We start from the raw sequence: 21,596 nt of genomic DNA, 5'->3' as shown, positions 1-21,596 counted from the left end.
GAAGCCTCAGAATCGGGTGTGTGGATCTCCTCGGTAAGCGCGAGAAGCCATCTCCGGGTCGCTACGACGGGTTCATCTCCTACAGCCGAGCCGCCGACGGCCGCCTCGGCCCCGCCCTGCGCGACGCCCTCCACCAGTTCGCCCGCCCCTGGTACCGCCTGCGTGCCCTGCGCGTCTTCTGCGACGCCCGAAGCCTGTCCGCCTCGCCGGGCCTGTGGACGACGATCGACGCCGCGCTGGACGCGTCGCGCTGCTTCATCCTGCTGGCCTCGCCCGACTCGGCGCGCTCCGTCTGGGTCCGGCGGGAGGTCGAGCACTGGCGCTCGCTCGCGGCGCAACGGCCCATGCTCATCGTGCTCACCGACGGCGAGCTCGTCTGGGACCACGAGGCGGGGCACTTCGACGACACCCTGACCACGGCCCTGCCCGAGTCGCTGCTCCGGGGCTTTTCCGAGGTGCCGCTCTGGGTGGACCTGCGCTCGATCCGCACCCAGACCGACCTGTCCCTCGGCAACCCCGCCTTCCTCGACGCCGTCGCGACGCTCGCCTCCGCCCTGCACCACCGCCCCAAGGACGAGCTCGTCGGCGAGGACGTCCGCCAGCACCGTCGGGCCCGGCGGTTCCGGCGGTTCTCCTGGACGGGGCTGTCCCTCCTGACCGCTGCGGCGGTCGTCAGCGCGGTGGCCGCGGTCGACTCGGCCAACCTCGCGCGGGCACAGCGGGACAGAGCGGAGGCGCAACACCGGAGCGCGGTGTCAAGCCTGCTGGTCACGCGCCGGGAACAGGTCCGTGACCCGGCGGTGGCCGGGCTCCTGGCCGCCGCGGCCTGGCGTTTCAAGGCGACCGCCGAGGCGCGCCACGGCATGCTCGCCTCCCTGGCGACCCCCGCCAGGGCTGTCCTGAACGGCCTCGGCGACATCAAAGCGCTCGGCCCGGACGGCAAGGTCCTGGCCGGCGACGACCGGACCATGCGCCTGTGGGACCCGGTGACCCGCCGCTGGATCGGGAGCCCGTTCACCGCGGATTTCCGGTTGGCGATGTTCGGCCACGACGGCCGGACCCTGGTCACCCTCGGAGAGGACGGAACCGTCCGGCTGTGGGACACCACGACCTGGCGGCAGATCGGGACCACTTTCACCAGCCCGGGCGACGTCATCGCGGCCCTGGAGCTGAGCCCGGACCGCGCGACCCTGGTCACCGTCGGGTCCGACGAGAAGATCCGGCGGTGGGACACGGCGACCTGGCGGCAGATCGGGGCTCCGCTCACCGGTCACACCGACGACGTCGAGTCTCTGCGGATCAGCCCGGACGGCACGACCCTCGCCAGCGCGGGTCGCGACGGGACCTGGCTCTGGAACCTCGCCACCGGGAAGGGGAAGCCGCTCGGCGGCCGCACCGGCACCGTCCGGTCGGTCGCGTTCAACCCGGATGGCGGGATCCTGGCCACCGGAGAGGACGACGGAGAGGTCCGGTTGTGGAACTCCGTCACGGGCGACGCCCTCAACAGCCCGCTGCGAGGTCATGACGGGCCCGTCAGCGCCATCGCGTTCAGCCCGGACGGCAAGACCCTGGCCACCGGAAGCTGGGACCAGACCATCCGGCTGTGGGACCCGGCGACCGGCCGTCAGGTCGGGGACACGCTCACCGGCCACACCTACAGCGTCTCGGCCGTGGCCTTCAGCCCGGACGGCGCACTCCTGGTCACCGGCAGCACGGACCGGACCGTCAGACTGTGGGATCCGGCGGCGCGGCGGCCGATCGGAGACCCGCTCAAGGGCCACACCGAGGAGGTCACGCCACTGCTGTTCAGCCCGGACGGCAAGACGCTGATCAGCAGCGGTATGGAGGAGACCGTCCGGCTGTGGGACCCCGGGACCGGACGGCAGCTCGGCAAGCCGATCGGGACGCCGAACGCCTACGGCAACAACGCCTGGCCCATGGCGCTGAGCGCGGACGGCGAGACCTTGGCCATCGCCGATCCCGACGGAGAGATCCAGCAGTGGGGCATGGCGGACCGGCAGCCGATCGGCGAGCCGATCCAGGCCGGTCAGAGCATCTATTCGGTGGCGTTCAGCCCGGACGGCGAGACCCTGGCCGTCGGCGGCGGCAACGGGACCGTCTCACTGTGGGATCCAGCCACCCGGCGCCCGATCGGGGTGCCGATCCGGGCCGGGACCGCCCCCGTCCAGGCGGTCGTCTACAGCAGGGACGGCAAGAGCCTGGCCACCGCCTGCGACGGAACCATCCGGCTGTGGGACATGGCGACCCGGCGGCAGATCGGGAACCCCATGGAGGGCCTCACGTCGATGGCGTTCAGTCCGGACGGAAAGCTCCTGGCCGCCCTCAGCGACGACGGGACCACCCGGCTGTGGGACACCAGGACCCAGCAGCCTCGGGGGGATCCGGTCAAGGGCCATGGCGCGGTGGCGTTCAGCCCTGACGGCCAGACCCTGGCCACCGAAGGCGAGGACAGGGGCGTCCAACTGTGGGACGTGCCAACCAGGAGGCCGATCGGCAACCCGCTCAAGGGCCACACCGAGGACGTCGTGGCGCTGGCGTTCAGTCCCGACGGCCAGACCCTGGCCAGCTCCGACAACGCCGGAACCATCCTGCTGTGGAAGCCGGGCATCCCGTCGGAGCCGATGACAACGGTCTGCGCGATGGCCGGCCGTTCGCTCACCAAGGAGGAGTGGACCCGCTACCTCCCAGGCGGAGAGCCCTTCCAGAAGATCTGCTGAAGCCGCCGGGGCGGTGGTGCAGACTGCCGCACATACGCGGACGCATGGTGCGCTCCGCATCTGTTCAGATGCGCGTGCCGTCCTTAGCGTTCTCCCAACCTGGTCTCTTGGGAGGACACCGTGGCCTCTGCCGTCGACGACTACTCACTCAGCCGAGTACCTACGACCGCCCGCTACCCCTGGTGGTCGGTAGCCGTTCAGCGCTTCGGGCAGGTGTCCGCGCTGACCCAGTTCATGCTGGGCGCCGCCCTCGGCTTCGGCCTCAGCTTCTGGGACGCGTTCTGGGCCCTGACGTTCGGCGCGCTCATCCTGGAGTTCGGGATGATCCTTGTCGGGATCATCGGCATGCGCGAGGGGCTGTCCACCTCCATGCTCGCCAGATGGACCGGCTTCGGCCGCGGCGGCTCCGCGGTCATCGGCCTGGCCATCGGGATCAGCCTGGTCGGCTGGTTCGGCATCCAGTCCGGGGTCTCCGCCCGCGGCCTGCACGCCTTGATCGGCGGCCCGCCGGAGTGGGTGTGGGCCATCGGCTTCGGTCTGGCGGTCACCGCCATCGTGATCGCCGGGTTCCGCTCGATGGCCTGGACCGCCTACGTCACCGTCCCGCTGTTCCTCGCCCTGGTGGCCTGGTCGATCATCTCGGAACTGGGCGGGCATTCCCTGGGCGCGCTCGTCTCCTCCCCTCCGCCGGGACCGCCCATGACCGTGCTGCAGGGCACGGCGCTGGTGGCGGGCAGTCTCATGGTCGGCGCCGTGATCACCTCCGACATGACGCGGTTCAACCGCACCGCGGGCGACGTCATCAAGCAGACCGTCATCGGGGTCACCCTCGGCGAGTACGTCATCGGGCTGGCCGGAGTGCTGCTGGCGCATGCTGTCGGCAGCTCCGACGTCATCTCGATCGTCGTCTCCTCCGTCGGTCTCGTGGGAACCCTGGTGATCGTCGCCGGTACGTTGAAGATCAACGACTGGAACCTCTACTCGGCCGGCCTCGGACTGCTCACCTTCATCGGCGTGGTCAGCGGACGCCGCCCCAGCCGCGTCGTGATCACCCTGTTCGTCGGCGTGGCGGGAACGCTGCTGGGGGCGGCCGGCATCCTCGACCGGTTCACCGACTTCCTGATCCTGCTGGGCGTGGTCTTCCCGCCGATCGCGGGAATCATGATCGCTGAGTACTTCGTCGTCCGCCGCTGGCGTGACCGGCTCGCCGAGGGCCTCGCCAACGACGCCGCCCCGGCCAGCGCCCCCATGTGGGTGCCCGCGACACTGGTCGTCTGGATCGTCTCCACACTCGTCGGCGTGTTCGTCACAGCCGGTCTGGGCAGCGTCAACTCGCTGGTGGCCGCCTTCGCGCTCTACGTGGCGTGCGGACGGCTCGGCCTGATCACCGAGGTCGGCACCAGCCGGACCGAGAGCGCGGAAAGGGTGAGCGCATGAGGATCGGCATCGACGTCGGCGGCACGAACACCGACGCCGTCCTGATGGACGGCAACCGGGTCGTCGCCGCGGTCAAGCGCAGCACCAGCAAAGGCGTCACCGACGGCATCGTCTCCGCCGTCGAAGGCCTGCGGCTTCAGGAGCCGGTCCACGCGGTGATGATCGGCACCACGCACTTCATCAACGCGCTGGTGGAAGCCGACCGGCTCGCACCCACGGCCGCCGTACGGCTCGGGCTGCCCGCCACCACGGCACTGCCGCCCTTCATCGACTGGCCCGACCCGCTGATCAAAGCCGTCTCCGGACGCGGCTACCTGTGCCACGGAGGTCACGAGTTCGACGGGCGGACCATCTCCGAACTCGATGAGGACGAGCTGCGCCGTACCGCGCAGGACATCAGCGCCCGCGGCATCCGCTCAGTGGCGATCTCCTCCATCTTCTCCCCGGTGAACATCGAGTTCGAGGAGCGGGCCGCGCAGATCCTGACCGAGGAACTGCCCGGCGTGCCCATCTCGCTCTCCCACGAGATCGGCAGGATCGGGCTGCTGGAACGGGAGAACGCCACCATCGTCAACGCGGCGCTGCGGGAACTGGCCGACGACATCGTGGACGGGCTGCGCCAGGCCATGGCCGGACTCGGGATCGCGGCCCCTCTCTACCTCAGCCAGAACGACGGCACGTTGATGCCCATCGACCACGCCCGCCGCTATCCGGTGGCGACGTTCGCCTCGGGCCCGACGAACTCGATGCGCGGAGCGGCCTACCTGTCCGGTCTGACCGACTGCGCCGTCGTCGACATCGGCGGCACGACCAGCGACGTGGGCGTGCTCCACGGCGGCTTCCCCCGGGAGGCGACCACCGACGTCACCGTCGCCGGCATCAGGACGAACTTCCGCATGCCCGACGTGCTGTCGATCGGCATCGGCGGCGGCAGCCGCGTGCACCCGGGCCCCCGCATCGGCCCGGACTCCGTCGGATACCTGCTCGCCGAGCACGCACTGGTCTTCGGCGGCTCGACGCTGACCGCGACCGACATCGCGGTCGCCGCTGGCCGCGCCGACATCGGCGATCCCTCGCTGGTCTCGCACCTGGACAAGGACCTGGTCGACGCGGTCCTGCGGCGCATCGCCGACGACGTGGCCGAATCCGTCGAACGCATGCGGACCAGCCCCGAACCGCTGCCGGTCGTGGCCGTGGGCGGCGGCTCCATCCTCCTGCCCGACGAACTGGCAGGGTGCGGCCAGGTCCGCAGGCCCGGCCACTACGCGGTGGCCAACGCGATCGGCGCCGCCATCGCCCAGGTCAGCGGCGAGGTGGACCGCATCTACACGGTCGCGCCGGGACGCAGGGAGAAGATCCTCGACGAGGCCCGGCAGGAGGCGGTGGACCGGGCGATCGCCGGCGGCGCCAGACCCCGCAGCGTCGACATCGTCGAGCTCGACGAGATCCCGCTGCCCTACCTGCCGGGCGACGCCATCAGGATCAAGGTCAAGGCGGTCGGAGAGCTGTCGGTCGAGGAGGCCACGCATGCGTGAGATCAGGCTGGAACACCTGACCGACATCGCCACAGGCGCAGCCGTCCTGGGCACCGGCGGCGGCGGGGACCCCTACATCGGGCACCTGATGGCCCGCGCCGCGCTCCGCGAGTACGGGCCCGTCACCCTCACCCCGCTGCAGGAGGTGCCCGACGACGCGATGGTGCTGCCGGTAGCCGGTATGGGCGCGCCCACCGTCATGGTGGAGAAGCTGCCGTCGAGCACGGAGATGTCCGACGCCGTCGAAGCCCTGTGCGGCTACCTGGGCCGCCGTCCCACCCATATCGCCTGCGCCGAGGTGGGCGGGGTCAACTCGCTGATCCCGGTCGCCGCGGCGGCCAGACTCGGCCTGCCGCTGATCGACGCTGACGGCATGGGCCGGGCCTTCCCCGAATTGCAGATGTTCATCCCCGCCCTGTACGGCGTGCGCGCCTCTCCCATGGCGATGGCTGACGACAAGGGCAACCGGTCGGTCCTCGACACCGTCGGCAACCACTGGACGGAACGGCTGGCCAGAGCAACCACCGTGGAGATGGGTGGCTCGGCCACCACCGTCCTGTACGCCATGGACGGAGCTCAAGCCCGACGGTCCATGGTGCCCGCCACCCTCTCGCTCAGCGCCGAGCTCGGCGCGCTGGTGGCCGCCGAGCGCGGCGATGCCGCGAAGGCGGTCGCCGAACGGCTGGGCGGCCGTGTCCTGTTCACCGGTAAGGTCGTCGACGTCGAACGACGCACCCAGGGCGGCTTCGCCCGCGGCACGGCCAGGCTCCAGGGAGCGGGCGAACTGCGGCTGTCGTTCCAGAACGAGCACCTGCTGGCGGAGCTCGACGGCGTCCCCGTGGCCACCACGCCCAACCTGATCTGCGTCCTCGACCAGCAGACCGGCGACCCGGTGACGACCGAGGCGCTGAGGTACGGCCATCGCGTCACCGTCCTGGCCGCCCCGTGCGACCCGCGCTGGCTGACCCCCGAGGGCCTGGCGCTGGCCGGGCCCAGATACTTCGGCTACGACCTCGACCCCGTGCCGCTCTAGGCCCGTGCCACTCTAGAGACGTGCTGGAAGAACGGGACGTCGCCGCGCTCGAACGCGGCTGCCTCCTGCTCGGCTCCGGCGGCGGCGGTCGCACGGCCACCGCCGCCCGGCTGCTGCGGACCAAACTACGCGCGGCCCCCGTACCGCTGCTGCCCCCGGCCGACCTGCCGGGCGACTCGGTGATCGTCCCGGTAGGGCTGGCCGGAGCCACCGAGATGCTGGAGGAGAAACCGCCGTCGGGCGCCGAGATGGCGGCCGCCGTCGCGGCCGTCGCCCGCTGGAGCGGCAGCAAGGTCGACGCGATCATGTCCATCGAATCGGCAGGCATCAACGGGCTGATGGTCTTCTGCTGCGAGCGGCCCGTGGTCGACGCCGACCTCATGGGGCGCGCCTTCCCCAGACTGGGGCAGTCGTCCACCTCTCGCAAGGGCGTGCAGGCCGGCCCTTATGCGCTGGTGGACGCCTCCGGCCGTACCACGGTCATGGACCGATTCGATCCCGAAGCGGGCGAGCGGCTCATGCATGGCGCCCTGCAGGCCGGCGGCGGATGGGCCGCGTTCGCCCACCGGCCGATCCGCGTGGCCGACCTGCCTGAGCAGGCCATCGTCGGCAGCCTCTCCCGGGCTCTGGCCCTCGGCCGTGCCATGCTGGCCCTGCCGGAGCGGGCGCCCCGAGCCCCGGCCCTGGGCGGGCACCTGCACGGAGCCGGGCGCGTCGTCGAGGTGGTCAGGTCGGCAGCCGGCGGCGGCAGGGTGACGATCCTCGACGACGACGGCGCGGTGTTGCGCGTGGAGATGGAGAACGAATACCAGGTCGTCTTCGCCGACGGCGTGCCCGTCGCCACGACGCCGGATGTGATCTGCCTGCTCGAAGCGAGGACGGGCCGTCCCCTGGCCTGCGACGAGATACGGCAGGGCCCACGCGTCGAGGTGCTCCAGCTGCCCGGCCCTGCCTTCTGGCGGCGCCCCGACCGGCTACCGCAGGTCGGGCCGGCCGCCTTCGGCATCGACGTGCCGCCGCGCCTCCTGCGAGGCCGGCGGCCATGAACCCGGCTGTGAACCCCGCTATGAACCCGCCATGAACCCGGCCATGAACATCACCGGCCTCCTGGACCGAGCCGAGCTGACCGTTCTCGGCGGGCCGGCCACGCCAGGACGGCAGGTGACCGGCATCCGCATGACGGTGGCCGCGGCCGGCACCGGCGACCTGGTCGTCCTGCTCGATCCCGACCGGACCAGCTGGCGGCTGGACGCCGAGCTCAGCAAGGCCGTCGAGGCGGGCGCCGCAGCACTGATGGTGCCGGGGACCGATCCGCTGCCGAGCAGCACCGTCCTGCTCGCCGAGCGGCTGGCCACGCCGGTGCTCGGCTGCCCGGGCGACCCGCTGGAGACCGCCGTACGGCTGGCCGTACAGATCGCCTCCTCCGACGTGGATGTGGCCAGGCGGGTGCTCGCCGCGCACCAGGCGCTCGACATCGGCACTCCCACCCTGGAGGAGATGCGCCGGCTGGCCGGCACCGTGGTGCGGGCGGAGATCACAGTGCTGGCCAGGGACGGCGCCCTGCTGCTCGGCCCGCCCATCGGCGAGCAGGTCCGCGTGTCGCTGCCGGTACGGCAGCGGCTGGCGGACGGCGGCGTCGCCGTACCGGTGCTCGCGCCCGACGCGCGCAGCGCGGAGTTGTGGCTCGTCGTGGCAGGGACGGCCGGCGCCGAGGAGGTGCTCGCCGTGGCCGCGGCCGCCGCCCAGCGGTCGCTGGCCCTGCGCAGGCTGGAGCTGGAACGCGACGCCAGACGCAGCTCCGCCCTGCTCGGCGAGCTGCTGCAGGCCGGCGACGACCCCGGGCCCTCCCTGCGGCGGCGGGCGGCGGAAGCTGGCTGGCGGCTGGACGGCTGGCACACCGGCATCCGTATCGACGTGAGCCGTCCCGTCGACGTGGTGACCCTGACCGGCGACATCGTCGCCACCCTGTCGGCGGAGTCCGTCGAAGCCGTCGTCGTCGCCGAGGACGGCGGCTGGGTCGCATGGGTGAGCACCGACGTCGAGCCGGACGCCGACGCGGTGAACCGGCTGGCCCTCCTGGTACGCCAGGCCCAGCGCCGCATGGCCGACCTGGACCCGCTCGTCGGCATGGCCCGCCCGCACCACGGCCCCGGCGGCATCGCGCGCAGCCTGTCGGAGGCGCGTGACGCCGCCCGGCTGGCCGCCGCCCGCGCCGAGACAGGCAAGTTCGTCCACGTCGACCGGCTCGGACTGGCCCAGCTGCTGCTGGCCTGGACCAGGACGGACACCTTCGTTCCCGCGGCCAGATCCCTGCTCGCCGCGCTGGCCGCCGAACCCGGCGACCTCACCAGAACGCTGACCGTGTACCTGGACACCGAGTCGTCCCTCATCGACACGGCGGCCGTGCTCGGCGTTCACCGCAACACCGTCACCCGCAGGATCGACAAGATCGAGCGGCTGCTCGGCGTCGACCTCGCCGATGCCGACACCCGCCTGGCCCTCCATCTGGCCTGCCGTGTCGCCGCCTCGTGACGTCGCCGGTCCTTACCCGGCGGGCTCCCGGCGCCCGCCCTGACCGGCGAGGATCGTCAGGGACTCCTTCACGTAGTCGAGCAGAGGGCGCGCGCGCCCATCGAGGTGCCACTGCTCCAGCGAGCCGAAGTAGACGCCGAACCAGTAGGCCCTGGCGGTGACACGGGCCCTGGCCGGGCTCTCCCCCTGGCTCGCAGCACCTCGGCCAGGCGCTCGGCCGCGTTGTCGAGCGAGCCGTAGACGGCGGCCCGCACGGCCGGCAGCCTACTCGCTGGCATTCTTCGACCGCCACCTGAAAGGCGCTCCCGCCCCACTGCTGGACGCGCCGCCCGGACAGCACTACCCCGGCGTGCGCTTCGAAAGCCGCGCGTGAACCTACGACCGCGCGGCCGCGCACAGCCTTACCAGGGAAGAACTCATGGCCCTCTCCCGCGATCATCCTGGGTTCGCGCCGGAGGGCGTGGCCGGGGAGGGCACCGCCCCGGCCACGCGGACGGCCTCTCCCGGCGCCAGCGTCGCGCCCCGCTGGAACGCCGCGGCGAACGCCGCCTCGCCCAGGATGGCGGTCGCCGCCGCGGTGATCCGGTCGACATCACCGCGCTCGGCCTCGGGCAACGGGGCGCCGACGCTCCTGCGCGCCGCGTCCGCCGCGCCGAGCAGCAGCGCCGCGCGCCCGGCCGCGACACCGTCCGCGGCATCGTCAGCGGGGCTGCCCGTCGGCAGCGCCGCAGCTCCCGCCAGCCCCTCGAAGGACAGGGCGAGGGCCCGCGGCTCGCCGAGGGAGGCGGCGATCTCCAGGCCACGCAGGTGGCAGGCGGTCGCCTCGGCCGCGTCGCCACGGAGTTCGGCGGTGAAGCCGAGCTCGGCGAGCACCAGATGCTCTCCGATCTGCGAGGACGGGTACTCGTCGCGCAGGCGGACGAGGTAGGACCGCGCCGCGTCCAGGTCGCCCGAACGGCGCGCCCCGAGCGCGAGCCCCATGAGAGCGTGGACCTCGCCGTAGAGGTGTCCCTGCTCGACGGCCAGTTGCCGGGCCCGCTCGTGCAGGTCGTGCGCCCGGTCCCACTCGTGGGAGAGCAACGCCAGCCGGCCCAGCCCGGAGTGCCGGGCGGAGACCTCGCCCGCCAGGTCCAGCTCCTGCGCGATGCGCAGCCCGTCGTACTGCAGGCGCGCGGCCTCGGCGTAGTCGCCCCTGATCTCGGCCAGCGTGGACAGCGGAGTGACCGCCTGCAGCTCGCCCCAGCGGTCGCCGAGCTCGCGGAAGGTCGCGGCGCTGCGCAGGCCGTCGGCCTCGACGCCGTCGAGGCCGCCGCCCACCAGCGCGTGCATGGCGCGCAGCCCGAGCACGGCGGCGCCGCCCCACCGGTCACCGGTGACGGCGAACAGGTCGAGCGCCCGTGCGTTGACCTTCTCGCCGGCGGCGGGGTCACCGGCGTGGAACAGGGCGTAGGCGTACAGCCAGAGCGCGCGGCCGCGCCGTACGGGGTCCTCGATCGCCGCCTCGTCAGGTGCCGGTGCCGCGGGCCGCCCGCCGGTCAGCAGTGTGAAAGCGTGCTGCGCCAGGTGGAGCTCGGCGGCGTCGGGCGCGACGGCGAGAACGGGCGCCAGGGTGCGGTGCCCCTCGCCCAGCCGTCCGCGCAGCAGCCACCACCACGACAGCGCGGTGGCGAGACGGACGGCCCGGCTGCTTCCCTCGCCCGCCGCGGCCTGCCGTACCGCCTCTTCCAGCGCCGCGCGCAGGTTGGCGGCCTCGGCGTCGAGGCGGCCGAGCCATGCCCGCTGCCCGGCGTCGCGCAGCCGCGGCTCGGCCCGTTCGGCCAGGTCGAGGTAGTGCCGCAGGTGCCGGTCGCGCACCTCGGCGGTCTCGTCCGTCTCGGCCAGGCGGTCGCGCGCGTAGGCGGCCACCGACTCCAGGAGCCGGTAGCGAGGGCCCGCGGGACCGTCGGTCCTCACGACGAGTGACCGGTCGACGAGGCGGAGCACCAGCTCGACAACGTCTTCGGGGGCCACGCCGGCCCCTGCGCAGACCGCCTCGGCGGCGTCCAGGTCGCAGCCGTCGCTGTGCACGGCCAGGCGGCTGAGCACCGTGCGTTCCGGCGCGCTCAGCAGCTCCCAGCTCCAGTCGATCACCGCCCGCAGGGTCTGCTGCCGCGCCGGCAGGCCGTGCTGCCCGGAGGCGAGCAACCGGAAGCGGTGCTCCAGGCGTGCCGCCAGCTCCCGCACGCCGAGGCCGCGGACCCGGGTGGCGGCCAGTTCGAGGGCGAGCGGGATGCCGTCGAGCCGGCGGCAGATCTCCGACACGGGCTCGCAGGTGTCCTCACCCAGCGAGAAGCCGGGGTCGGCGGCGGCGGCGGCCCGTTCCGCGAACAGCCGTACGGCGTCGGCGGGCGGGAGCGGTTCGACGACGAACACGGCCTCGCCGGGCAGGCCGAGCGGTTCCCGGCTGGTGGCAAGGACGCGCAGGCCGGGCGCGGCGCCGAGCAGCGCGTGCGCGAGGGCGGCCACCGGCTCGACGATGTGCTCGCAGTTGTCAAGGACGAGCAGGATACGCCGGTCACGCAGGGCGGCGGCCAGCCGGTAGACGACGCGGTCGGCGGCCTGGACGGCGGCCGGCTGGATGACGGCTGGTTGGACGGCGGCGGCCTGGTCAGGGGCGGGCGCGGCGGGCTGGTCGCCGGGCGCGGCGTCCGCGCCCGGCCCGGAGCCCGGCGGTGTGTCGTCCCTCACGCCGAGCACGTCGGCGACCAGCTGAGCGACGTCGGCCACGCCGCCGTGCTGCGCGGCGAGCTCGACCAGCCACACCCCATCGGGCGTGGCCGATCCGAGCCTGGTCCCGGCCGCCACCGCGAGCCGGGTCTTGCCGACTCCCCCTGGCCCGGTGAGGGTGACCAGGCGGGCGCCGCCGAGCAGCTCGCCGACCTCGTCCAGGGATCGCTCGCGACCGATCAGGGCGGTGAGCGGGGTGGGCAGGTTCGAGCCCGGGCGGGCCTCCCCCGCCACGGCAGGACTCACGGCGTCCGTGGGCTGCCGGTCCGGTGCCGGAGCGGGCGAAGCCTCGACACTCGGTGCCGACGCGCGCACATCGTCCCCGCCCCCAGCCGGGGACAGCAAGGCGGACCGGGCCCGGGCCGGGGACAGCCAGGAATCCCGGGCCTGCTCCGGGATCAGCGAGGCATCCTGACGCAGGATCGCACGGTGGAGCGCGGCCAGCTCGGGGCCCGGGTCGAGGCCGAGCTCGTCGGCCAGGCGGTCGCGCAGGTCGGCGTACGAGGCCAGTGCCTCGCTCTGGCGACCGGCCAGGTACAGAGCGCGCAGCTGGACGGCGCGCAGCCGTTCCCGCAACGGATGGCGGGCCACCAGGTCGGCGAGCTCGCCGGTCAGCAGGATGTGCTCGCCGGACTCCAGGCGGGCCTCGGCCTGCTCCTCCAGGACGGCCAGCCGCTGCTCGGCCAGGCGTTGCGCCGCCGTACGCGCGAACTCCTCGTCGGCGACGTCGGCGTAGGCCGGCCCGCGCCACAGCCGGAGCGCCTCGGTGAGCAGCGCGGCCCGCGCGCGGGCGTCGCCGGCCGAGCGGGCCGCGGCCACCAGGGAGCCGAACCGGTCGGCGTCGACCTCGTCGGTGCCGGGGTCGAGACGCAGCCGGTAGCCGGCCGCCTGGTGCTCGACGCGGTCGCGGCCGATGGCGCGGCGCAGCTGGGAGACCTTGGCCTGGAGGGCGTTGGCGGGGTTGCCCGGCAGGTCGTCGCCCCACAGGTCGTCGATGAGCCGGTCGGCCGAGACCGGCCGCCCCTCGTGGACGAGCAGATCGGCGAGCAGCGCCCTGACCTTCGCCTCGGGCACCCTCACCGGGTTGCCCGCGCCGTCCCACACCGTCAGGGGACCCAGAACACCGAACCGCATGGCTTGCACCGTACACATCGCTGATGGGCGGGGCGTCAGCGGACCGTCAGCGGCTCCGAAGCGCGGGCGAGCACAGTGATCCCTGTCAAGGACATCAGTACCGGATGGAAGGCACGATCATGGCTGACGCAGAGCAGACCCACCGCCTGTTGGAACCCGCCCGCCTCGGCGCGCTGAGCCTGCCCAACCGGCTGGTGATGGCGCCGATGACACGCACCAGAGCCGGAGCCGACGGCGTGCCGGGGCCGCTGATGGCCACCTACTACGCGCAACGCGCCTCCGCCGGGTTGATCATCGCTGAGGCCGCCACGCCGAACGCGGTGGGCAGGACCTATCCCAACATTCCGGCGATCTACGACGACGCGCACGTGGCCGGATGGCGGAACGTCACCGGCGCCGTACGGGCCGCCGGTGGCCGGATGTTCCTGCAGCTGCAGCACGGCGGCCGGATCGGCCACCCCGACACCACCGGGCTGACGCCGGTCGCGCCGTCGCCGGTCCCGATGCCCGGCACGATCTTCACGCCCGGCGGGCACCAGGCCACCGTGGTGCCGCGGGAGATGACCGCGGACGAGATCCGCGCCACCGTCGCCGACTTCGCCGCCGCCGCCCGCAAGGCCGTCGAGGCGGGGTTCGAGGGGGTGGAGGTGCACGGCGCCAACGGCTACCTGATCCACCAGTTCCTGTCCGCGGCGACCAACCACCGCACCGACGGCTACGGCGGCTCGGTGGCCGGCCGCATCCGGTTCGCGGTCGAGGTGGTGCGGGCCGTCGCCGAGGCGATCGGCCCCGAGCGGGTCGGCCTGCGCGTCTCCCCCGGCGTCACCGCCAACGGCATGCACGAGGACGACGCCGACATCGAGGCCGTCTACCCGGCGCTGATCGGCGCGCTGGCCGACGCCGGACTGGCCTACCTGCACGTCGTCTTCGCCGACCCCGGCCGGCCGCTCTTCCACCAGCTCCGCCAGGCCTGGCCGGGCGCGCTCATCGCCAACCCGATGCTGCCGTGGCCCGGCCCGCTCCCGGCCGACGGCGGCCGGCGGGAAGCCGAGCGGCTGCTGGCCGCCGGAGCCGACCTCGTCTCGCTCGGCCGGGCCTTCCTGGCGAACCCCGACCTGGTCGAACGGCTGCGCGCCGGGGCGCCGCTCAACCCGCTGCGCGACAACCTCATGTACGTCGGAGGGGAGACCGGATACACCGACTACCCGGCACTGGCCGACACCCGCCCAGTCCTGCCGGAGCCGGCCGCCGCCTGATCATCCGCCCGGTCGGGAGCAACCCGGGTCCCGACCGGGCGGGATCGGTCCGGGGGTCCAACCGGCCTTCGGGTCCGGCATGGATCTGGCCCTGGGGAAGCGGTCCGCGGTCGGGGAGCCGCGAGGGGGCGCGGTGAGCGCCTTCTCGGTCTGCCGCCGGCAGGCCGCCTCGGCGAGCGTGGACGGACGCTTCACAGGTGAGTCGGCGCTGAGCGTCTCCGACGAGGCTGTGCCGCATGCGAGAGATCAGCGCGATCATGCAGGCTGCAGCCGCCCTGCAAGCGACACCTGATCAACTATCGGCGTCGGAACGGACAAGGCCGGCCCACCAGGCTCCGCCCTTCAGCGTGAGGAAGAACGATGGCATCGATCGTCTACGGGACACTCGCCGTCATTGCATTGATCGTGGGCTTGGTGCTGTTCCTCGTGCTGCGGCGGAAGCCGCACACCCGGGTCGGGGCGTACGTCAGCGCGGCGTTCCTCCTCCTGGGCGCGGGGGTGCTCGCCATGGGCTCCATCTCGTTCGCGAGCCTGGAATCCGCTGCGCTGCAGACCTTCACGCCGGAGGAGCGCGCGGCGGCGGTGCCGTGCAACGCGGCGGTCCTGGGGGCCGAGGAGACGTCCAACAAGCTCAACGGACGCTACATCTGGCTGTTGCGGCTCCGCGTGACCCCTCAGGCCGGCAGCCCGTACGAGATCGAGCGCACTGCCCGGCTCACCCCGTCCATGGGGGAACGCGTGGAGCGGGGCAACGTCGTGCTTTCCTGCCTGGTTTCCCCCACCGACCCCACCCGGATCGAGATCTCGGCCCTCGCCTGAGCCGTCGTAGGCGCGTAGCTTCTTGCATCTCACTCGCAAGATCGTGACCAAGGGGGCTGACCAGGTCGCTTTCAAGGTGCTGCGAGCTCGGGAACCGTCACCGTGCCGCTACCCGTATCCCGGCTGGACTCGGCGATCTCCCGGAGTTCCTGCGGACTGAGGGGCTCTGAGACTCAACCCGGGGATGTTCAGTGTCTGTTGGGTAGTTCTGACCCCTGGATGGAATCGGCGGGATAGGCCAACCAAGGAGACCGTAAGATGCAGGCGACCGACAAGCCACGCCACCACAGCCTCCACGTGGACGGGCTCGAGGTCTTCTACCGAGAGGCCGGCGCGGCGGACAAGCCCTGCGTACTGCTGCTGCACGGCTTCCCGAGCTCCTCGCACACCTTCCGGCACGTGCTCTCGCCGCTGGCCGAGGTGAGCCGGGTCATCGCCCCGGACCTGCCGGGCTTCGGGTTCTCCGCGGCGCCCGGCGTCGATGAGTACGAGTACACGTTCGCCAACCTGGCCGACACCGTCGAGGCGTTCCTGGAGCAGATCGGCGTCGACGAGTTCTTCGTCTACCTGCACGACTTCGGCGCCCCGGTCGGCTACCACCTCGCCACCCGGCGTCCCGAGCGCATCCTCGGGCTCATCGTGCAGAACGGCAACGCCCACGAGGACGGCCTGGGTAGCCAGTGGGACAGCACACGGGCCTTCTGGGCCGATCCTTCGGAGGCCAACCGTGCCCGGCTGCCCGAGTGGCTGAACTTCGAGGGCACCCGCGAGCAGTACCTGGGCGGGCTGCCGGAGCGGGTTCGCGACCTCCACCCGCCGGAGACGTGGCACCTGGACTGGGAGCGGATGTCGCGGCCGGGCAACATTGAAGCCCAGTTCCAGTTGTTCTGCGACTACGCCAGCCACGTCGCCCGCTTCGGCGAGCTGGCCGACTACCACCGGATCCGCCAGCCACCGTGTCTGCTGCTCTGGGGCCGCCACGACCCGTTCTTCGACCTGTCCGAGATCATGGGGTACGCGCGAACGCTCGACCGGCTCGAGATGCACGTCTACGACGCCGGCCACCTCCTGCTCGAGACCCACGCGCCCGAGTGCGCCGCGGCAATGGGGGCCTTCATCACCGATGTCACCGCCGAGCGCGCCATGGCTGACGGCATCGCCAGTCGTCGACGCTGACGTACGGCCGGGGACCACACGGTCATGTGCGGCATGCGTGCGCATCCGCTCCGGTGTCGGCGAGGCCGCCACCACAAGCATCCGGACCGCGTACGCACGTTACCGGCGGCCGGGGCGGGGCGCCGGGAGCGTTCGTGCCCGTGGGTCCTTGCGCGCGTCGCAGCCGGCGCAGTAGACGTCAGGGCGTCAGACACGAGCATCGGCATGCCGGCTTGCTCAGTACAGCAGATCTGTGTGGCGGGGTCCCTCTCGTGATCTACGTCATGAGCCGTTCGGGCATGCCCCTCCGCCAGGGTCCGGCCACGTCAGCGGCTTGCGCTTCATCGTTATGGCTTCAGGCTTCTGCTGCCCACGATCGGGTGGCCAGGCCAAGCGAAAAGATCCAGCATTGACGGCGCAGCTCGTGTCAAGATGCTCCGCATGTCGAGTCGCGCACTGAGTTTCGGAGTGATGGCAGAAGCATACGAACAGTTCCGGCCGGGATATCCCGTGGAGGTTTTCCACAGAGTGATGGCGTACGCGGCTCAGCCGGTTCGGACTGCCCTCGAAATCGGCGCCGGGACAGGTAAAGCCACCCGCCTGTTTGCTCAACAAGGAGTCACGGTCACCGCGACCGAGCCTGATGGGGCCATGCTCGCCGAGTTGCGTAAGCACGTACCGGCAAACGTCAGGACCGTGCAAGCCCTGTTCGAGGACTTGCGGCCGGGCGAGAGGTACGGACTAGTTTATGCGGCAGCGGCGCTGCATTGGACAAAACCGGAGGGGCGGTGGTCACGCATGGCGGCGCTCCTGGAGCCTGGTGGCGTTTTTGCTTCGTTCGGCGGGCCGGTCCAGCTGGCTGACCCGGCTGTGGAGGAAGCTGTTCGCGTGGCACGGTCACCGTTTTTGACGAGCGACGAGATTCCGTCTCCGGATGGGACGCCTCCGGAGCATGACATGCAGTGGCCGGGTACGGAGCTCCAGCGGTCGGAGTGGTTCGCTGATGTTCAGCAGTCCGTGGTCGAGCGGCGCCTGACGATGAGTGCTCGCGAGTACGTCGGCTATCTCTCGACGGTCTCGGCCTATCTCATGTTGCCGACCTTGGAGCAAGAGCAGGTGTTCGGCCGGATCATGCAGGTTCTGCCCGCGACGGTGGAGATCACCGCCGACATCACCGTCCATGTCGCGCGCCGGCGCCGCGAACAGTAGTGCATCGCGTACTCCACCGCGTCCAGGAGGCTGCGCTCGGCGTTGGTCGACTCCGAGCCGATCGACTCGATCAGCGCGAACCCTCAGATCTCACCGACCCGTAGTCAAGCCCGTGGCCCGTTTCTGCCCCATTCAGGTGGCACCCGTTGCCGGCCCCCATGCCGTGGTTGCGGATGGTAGGACTACTGCGCAGCGACCCTGCTAACGCGTCGACCGCCGCGATCACCGTGGTTCCCGGGGCGCCGTCAACCAACGTGACACCAGCCGCCATATAGGACCTGACCTGGGGAAGAAGCTTCCCGCGTCCAGCCCGGCGAGTGTCCGTTGAGAGATCGCCTCATCGGACCCCGGCCGCATTACACTCACGTCCATGACCGCGACCATGATCGAGTTGGACGACGGTGCACAGCTACGTACGTGGACCGCGGGCTCGGTGATTCCGCAGCGATTTCCCGTGGTCATGGTGCACGGCGGTCCAGGGGTCCCCGACTATCTCGCCCCGGTCGCCGGCATCATCGACGACCTGTGTCTGGTCCACCGCTACGACCAGCGCGGCACCGGCGGCTCGTCCTGGCAGGGAGAGCACACGATCGTCCGCCACGTTCACGACTTGGCGTTGTTGCTCGATGCGTGGAAGCACGACCGGGTCGTTCTGCTGGGGCATTCGTTCGGAACCAATATGGCCGGCTACTTCTTGCTGGCCCATCCCGAGCGCGTGGCCGGACTGATTCAGATCGCCGGGCCCTTCCTGGATCCATGGCGGGAAGCCGACCGAGCAGCACAGCGAGCACGACGCACTGACGAGCAGCAGACCAGGCTCGACGAACTCGATGCGATCGAATCGCGCACAGACGCCGAGGAGATCGAGTACCTCACGCTGTCGTGGTTCACCGACCACGCCGACCGAACGCGGGCATGGGATTGGGCGCTGGCATCAGCCCATACGCTGCGGCCCGTCAACTACGCGATGAACACCCAGCTCAACGCAGCGAAGAAAGCCGACCCGCTCGAATCACACGTGGACGAGCTTCGCGAGCACCTGCCGCCCGGCGCGGTGATCATCGGCGGGGCCGGCGACAGTCGCCCTGCTGATGCCCTGCGGCGTCTCGGAACACGCCTCAACTGCGAGGTCATCATCGTCCCGAACGCGGGGCACCATCCATGGCTGGAAGCACCAGACCAGTTCGGTGCGGCGCTCCGCGCTGCAGTGGAGAGGCAGACCCAAAGGGCCGGCTGGCGGGTCAACGATCCCCTATGACGGACACCCTCCCGGCCCTCGACTCGGATCCACGTGTCGTTTCAGTCACGCTCCAGGGTGGGCCCGACCCGTGGAAGTCAGACAGGCCAGTCCTGGCCGGTGCCACCGGCCGGGTCGCCAGGAGAACCGGCGTGCCGGAAGGACATCCTCCAGTCTCGCCCAATGGGACCAGATGGAACACACCGACCGACCTGAAAGAATCACCCTCACCGACTTCAGCGTGACGTGAGCAGACCGTTACTCAACAAGGCGGCGATTTCGACGCGCTCGGCCACGGCAAACGCGCCGTACGGCTGTGCCGCCCGAGACTGGTGGGCCAAAATGGCCCGCATGCCTACCGTGCCGGAAAATCACGTTGAGACCGCACATCCGTCCCGATTCAACGACTACGACAGAATCGCCGAGGGGTACACGGCCGAGAACGAGACCAGCCTCCTGAACGCGTACTACGAGCGGCCCGCGATGCTGGAGCTCGCCGGGGACGTGACCGGCCGGCGCATCCTCGACGCCGGCTGCGGCTCGGGCCCCCTGTTCCACGCGCTACGCGATCGAGGCGCCATCGTGACCGGCGTCGACGCGAGCGCCGGGATGCTGGAGCTGGCCCGGCGGCGGCTGGGCGTCGACGCGGACCTGCGGGTCGCCGACCTGGCCAGCCCACTGCCCTTCCCCGACGACGCGTTCGACGACGTCATCGCGTCCCTGGTGCTGCACTACCTGGAAGACTGGGGAGCGACACTGGCCGAGCTGCGACGCGTGCTGAGGCCTGGTGGCAGACTCCTCGTCTCGGTCGAGCATCCTTTCGCCATCGCCCTCATGCGTCACTCGGCGGGCGACAAGATCCACTATTTCGAGACCCGTAACCGGACCGAAGAATGGACCATGGGTGGGCAGACCGCGCAGATGCGTTTCTGGGACCGGCCGCTGCACGCGATGACCGACGCCTTCACCGCGGCCGGCTTTCGCATCAGCGTCATCAGCGAACCGCCGCCCGTGCCGGAAGCACGCGATGTGTTCCCCGAATTTCGCGAGTTCGCGGGCACGAGGATCCTGGCCTTCTTGTTCTTCGTTCTGGAAGCCGGCTAACGGCGCCTCGTAACAATCAATTGTGGTGACTTGGCGTTTCAGCAGGCGATTCCCGCCAACTGAAGCGCTCAGTCACAGCGATCAGCTCGGCCCGCTCGTGTCCCGCGCGGTCTACGGCCACCGCCTCACCCGACTCTCGCTCCGACAAAGAACGCGCGGCGCTCATCTCCGAAGCGGACTTCGAGGAGTATGTGCAACTGAAGCGGGAGCGCGAGACCACCGCCGGCCGCGGTGAGATCGAGATGACGGTCCACACCTCCCCTAACTACGCCGATCGCGGGTTGGACGGCGCCCACCAGTGAAGCGCCCTGTCCATTTCGCCCCCGGAGCCAAGGACGCCCTGCGCCTGGCGGTGCTGGTCCTGCGCGCGTCGATCGTCGATGTGCTGCCGAACTTGGCCGACGACCCGATGCCGCCGGGCGCCGTCCCTGACGCCGACATTGGTCACGCCCGCCTTCCGGGCGATCTACTCGTACGGCCCAGACCTGGAGTACGTGTCGGTCTGGGTCCCGCACATTCGACACCTGACCTGAGATCAGGGTGGGTTGAGAGCCCGGTGAGGTGGCCTGCCGGCGGGATTGGGGGGCTGGCAACGCCCTTGTCACCAGCCTCAAACGGGCGATCTTTGCCGAGGTTCCCAGCCGCGGCGCCGTGGCCAGCTTTCTGCTGCTGATGGCCGAGCGGTTCGCCCGCAAGCGCCTGCACGTGGTGGCCTACGCGGAGGGCAAGGACACCTCCGGCACACTTCCAACTGGCGAGCCAGTTGAGGCAGCGGCCCGTGGCGGAGCTGGTCACGAATGTGCTGAAGCCGCTACCCCGTCCTGTAACTGAAGAAGCATCAGCCAGGGATTGGCCGTTCGTCACTGAGCTGAGCGGCCAAGATATCGGCGCAGGGCTTCTCGCCCACCTGGAACGAAGGGCCCTCGATTGACCACCTTCCACAGTTCGAGCTCCGTGAGCCAGGCATGCCAAGCGATCTCGGACGGATCTGGAGCCAATGGCTCGGCGATCAAGGCCTCGTGCACCCCGAACCAGACAGGGCTGATCCCGTCCTGGCACAGGAACTTGAACAAAAAGCGGACCGGGACGCCGGCGCCCAGTTCCTCGACCAGTTCGCGGGCCGCCGCGTCCTCATACGATTCCCCTACGCCCGCGGCGCCGCCGACCATCACGTCATAGTGGCCGGGAAAGCGAACATGCCCCTCGGCTCGGCGCAGCACGAGGATCCGCCCCCTCGGATCGAGGCAGATCGTCGTCGCGATCCGATGCATCCACCGCCGACGCACCGCCTCTGCGCGCTCCACGACTTCCAGCACGCGGTCCTGTTCATCAACCCGCTCGATCAGCTCACCCATGCAGCAGACGGTCGCAGACGCCACTGACAACCTCACCCGGTAGCCCACCCAGATGACCCCGTATCTGGGTGCGGTGGTACTCGATCGTGCTCCCCTCATACAACCCAGCTCCGCCGCGCCGCGCTTGCCTGATACGAGGAGCATCTCCTCCTCGAGAATCGTCCAGTGCTCGACCAGGTCGTCAATGCCTAACGGCGTGCGCTCCAGGGCAGGTGATCCACTACAGCGGATGGACCATTACACACCGCAGCATCAAGCATGATCATCCGCGTTTGGGGCTGGTGAC

At 71.0% G+C, this 21,596-nt stretch carries 14 protein-coding genes; 12 read left to right on the top strand and 2 right to left on the bottom strand.

What is annotated here, in order from left to right:
• Positions 1-20 precede the first annotated feature (20 nt).
• The 6 genes from ACWENQ_RS42050 to ACWENQ_RS42025 all read left to right on the top strand — a co-directional run bounded on the left by ACWENQ_RS42050 (position 21) and on the right by ACWENQ_RS42025 (position 9,275).
• Positions 21-2,738, top strand: a complete 2,718-nt coding sequence (locus tag ACWENQ_RS42050; RefSeq protein ID WP_452419305.1) for a TIR domain-containing protein — start codon at positions 21-23, stop codon at positions 2,736-2,738.
• Positions 2,739-2,858: 120 nt separating this feature from the next.
• Positions 2,859-4,175, top strand: a complete 1,317-nt coding sequence (locus tag ACWENQ_RS42045) for a purine-cytosine permease family protein (RefSeq protein ID WP_449922956.1) — start codon at positions 2,859-2,861, stop codon at positions 4,173-4,175.
• A complete protein-coding gene (locus ACWENQ_RS42040) occupies positions 4,172-5,710 on the top strand; it encodes a hydantoinase/oxoprolinase N-terminal domain-containing protein (RefSeq protein ID WP_452419304.1) in 1,539 nt (512 codons plus the stop codon). Before ACWENQ_RS42045 ends, ACWENQ_RS42040 begins: the two co-directional genes overlap by 4 nt.
• Positions 5,703-6,743 (top strand): DUF917 domain-containing protein, encoded by a 1,041-nt coding sequence (locus ACWENQ_RS42035; RefSeq protein ID WP_452419303.1) that lies wholly within the window; start codon positions 5,703-5,705, stop codon positions 6,741-6,743. The genes ACWENQ_RS42040 and ACWENQ_RS42035 overlap by 8 nt, the downstream gene beginning before the upstream one ends.
• Before the next feature lie 20 nt (positions 6,744-6,763).
• Positions 6,764-7,789: a DUF917 domain-containing protein gene (locus ACWENQ_RS42030; RefSeq protein ID WP_449922963.1), complete on the top strand. Its 1,026-nt coding sequence runs from the start codon at positions 6,764-6,766 to the stop codon at positions 7,787-7,789.
• Positions 7,790-7,820: 31 nt separating this feature from the next.
• Positions 7,821-9,275: a PucR family transcriptional regulator gene (locus ACWENQ_RS42025; RefSeq protein ID WP_452419302.1), complete on the top strand. Its 1,455-nt coding sequence runs from the start codon at positions 7,821-7,823 to the stop codon at positions 9,273-9,275.
• A gap of 435 nt (positions 9,276-9,710) precedes the next feature.
• Here ACWENQ_RS42025 and ACWENQ_RS42020 read toward each other — a convergent pair whose 3' ends face one another.
• Positions 9,711-13,175, bottom strand: a complete 3,465-nt coding sequence (locus ACWENQ_RS42020; RefSeq protein WP_452419301.1) for an AfsR/SARP family transcriptional regulator — start codon at positions 13,173-13,175, stop codon at positions 9,711-9,713.
• Positions 13,176-13,294: 119 nt separating this feature from the next.
• Here ACWENQ_RS42020 and ACWENQ_RS42015 point away from each other — a divergent pair, with 119 nt between their 5' ends.
• The 6 genes from ACWENQ_RS42015 (at position 13,295) to ACWENQ_RS41990 (ending at position 19,955) form a co-directional block, all read left to right on the top strand.
• Positions 13,295-14,431, top strand: coding sequence for an alkene reductase (locus ACWENQ_RS42015; RefSeq protein ID WP_449922975.1), 1,137 nt, complete (start codon positions 13,295-13,297; stop codon positions 14,429-14,431).
• 360 nt (positions 14,432-14,791) lie between these two features.
• On the top strand, positions 14,792-15,250 hold the full coding sequence (locus ACWENQ_RS42010) for a hypothetical protein (RefSeq protein ID WP_452419300.1): 459 nt from the start codon (positions 14,792-14,794) through the stop codon (positions 15,248-15,250).
• 258 nt (positions 15,251-15,508) lie between these two features.
• Complete coding sequence (locus ACWENQ_RS42005; protein WP_449922980.1) at positions 15,509-16,426, top strand: alpha/beta fold hydrolase; 918 nt, start codon at positions 15,509-15,511, stop codon at positions 16,424-16,426.
• Between the two features lie 420 nt (positions 16,427-16,846).
• Entirely contained in the window at positions 16,847-17,614 is a 768-nt protein-coding gene (locus ACWENQ_RS42000; RefSeq protein WP_452419299.1) for a class I SAM-dependent methyltransferase, read from the top strand.
• A gap of 370 nt (positions 17,615-17,984) precedes the next feature.
• Positions 17,985-18,872: an alpha/beta fold hydrolase gene (locus ACWENQ_RS41995; protein WP_449922984.1), complete on the top strand. Its 888-nt coding sequence runs from the start codon at positions 17,985-17,987 to the stop codon at positions 18,870-18,872.
• A gap of 321 nt (positions 18,873-19,193) precedes the next feature.
• Positions 19,194-19,955, top strand: a complete 762-nt coding sequence (locus tag ACWENQ_RS41990; RefSeq protein ID WP_452419314.1) for a class I SAM-dependent methyltransferase — start codon at positions 19,194-19,196, stop codon at positions 19,953-19,955.
• An 860-nt stretch (positions 19,956-20,815) separates the two neighbouring features.
• Here the strand turns inward: ACWENQ_RS41990 and ACWENQ_RS41985 are convergent.
• Positions 20,816-21,310 carry an NUDIX hydrolase gene (locus tag ACWENQ_RS41985; protein ID WP_452419298.1) on the bottom strand — a complete coding sequence of 165 codons (495 nt, stop codon included), beginning with the start codon at positions 21,308-21,310 and terminating at the stop codon, positions 20,816-20,818.
• Between the last annotated feature and the right edge of the window lie 286 nt (positions 21,311-21,596).

The organism is Nonomuraea sp. NPDC004354, assembly GCF_053602555.1.
Note: the sequence above shows the minus strand (reverse complement) of the source record. Positions and strands in the feature narration are given on the sequence as shown.

Coding starts and splice junctions, on each gene's coding strand:
- ACWENQ_RS41990 (WP_452419314.1), top strand. CDS start 19,194: ATGGCCCGCATGCCTACCGTGCCGGAAAATCACGTTGAGACCGCACAT.
- ACWENQ_RS42025 (WP_452419302.1), top strand. CDS start 7,821: ATGAACCCGGCCATGAACATCACCGGCCTCCTGGACCGAGCCGAGCTG.
- ACWENQ_RS42020 (WP_452419301.1), bottom strand. CDS start 13,175: ATGCGGTTCGGTGTTCTGGGTCCCCTGACGGTGTGGGACGGCGCGGGC.
- ACWENQ_RS41995 (WP_449922984.1), top strand. CDS start 17,985: ATGACCGCGACCATGATCGAGTTGGACGACGGTGCACAGCTACGTACG.
- ACWENQ_RS42005 (WP_449922980.1), top strand. CDS start 15,509: ATGCAGGCGACCGACAAGCCACGCCACCACAGCCTCCACGTGGACGGG.
- ACWENQ_RS41985 (WP_452419298.1), bottom strand. CDS start 21,310: ATGGGTGAGCTGATCGAGCGGGTTGATGAACAGGACCGCGTGCTGGAA.
- ACWENQ_RS42010 (WP_452419300.1), top strand. CDS start 14,792: ATGGCATCGATCGTCTACGGGACACTCGCCGTCATTGCATTGATCGTG.
- ACWENQ_RS42015 (WP_449922975.1), top strand. CDS start 13,295: ATGGCTGACGCAGAGCAGACCCACCGCCTGTTGGAACCCGCCCGCCTC.
- ACWENQ_RS42040 (WP_452419304.1), top strand. CDS start 4,172: ATGAGGATCGGCATCGACGTCGGCGGCACGAACACCGACGCCGTCCTG.
- ACWENQ_RS42035 (WP_452419303.1), top strand. CDS start 5,703: ATGCGTGAGATCAGGCTGGAACACCTGACCGACATCGCCACAGGCGCA.
- ACWENQ_RS42000 (WP_452419299.1), top strand. CDS start 16,847: ATGTCGAGTCGCGCACTGAGTTTCGGAGTGATGGCAGAAGCATACGAA.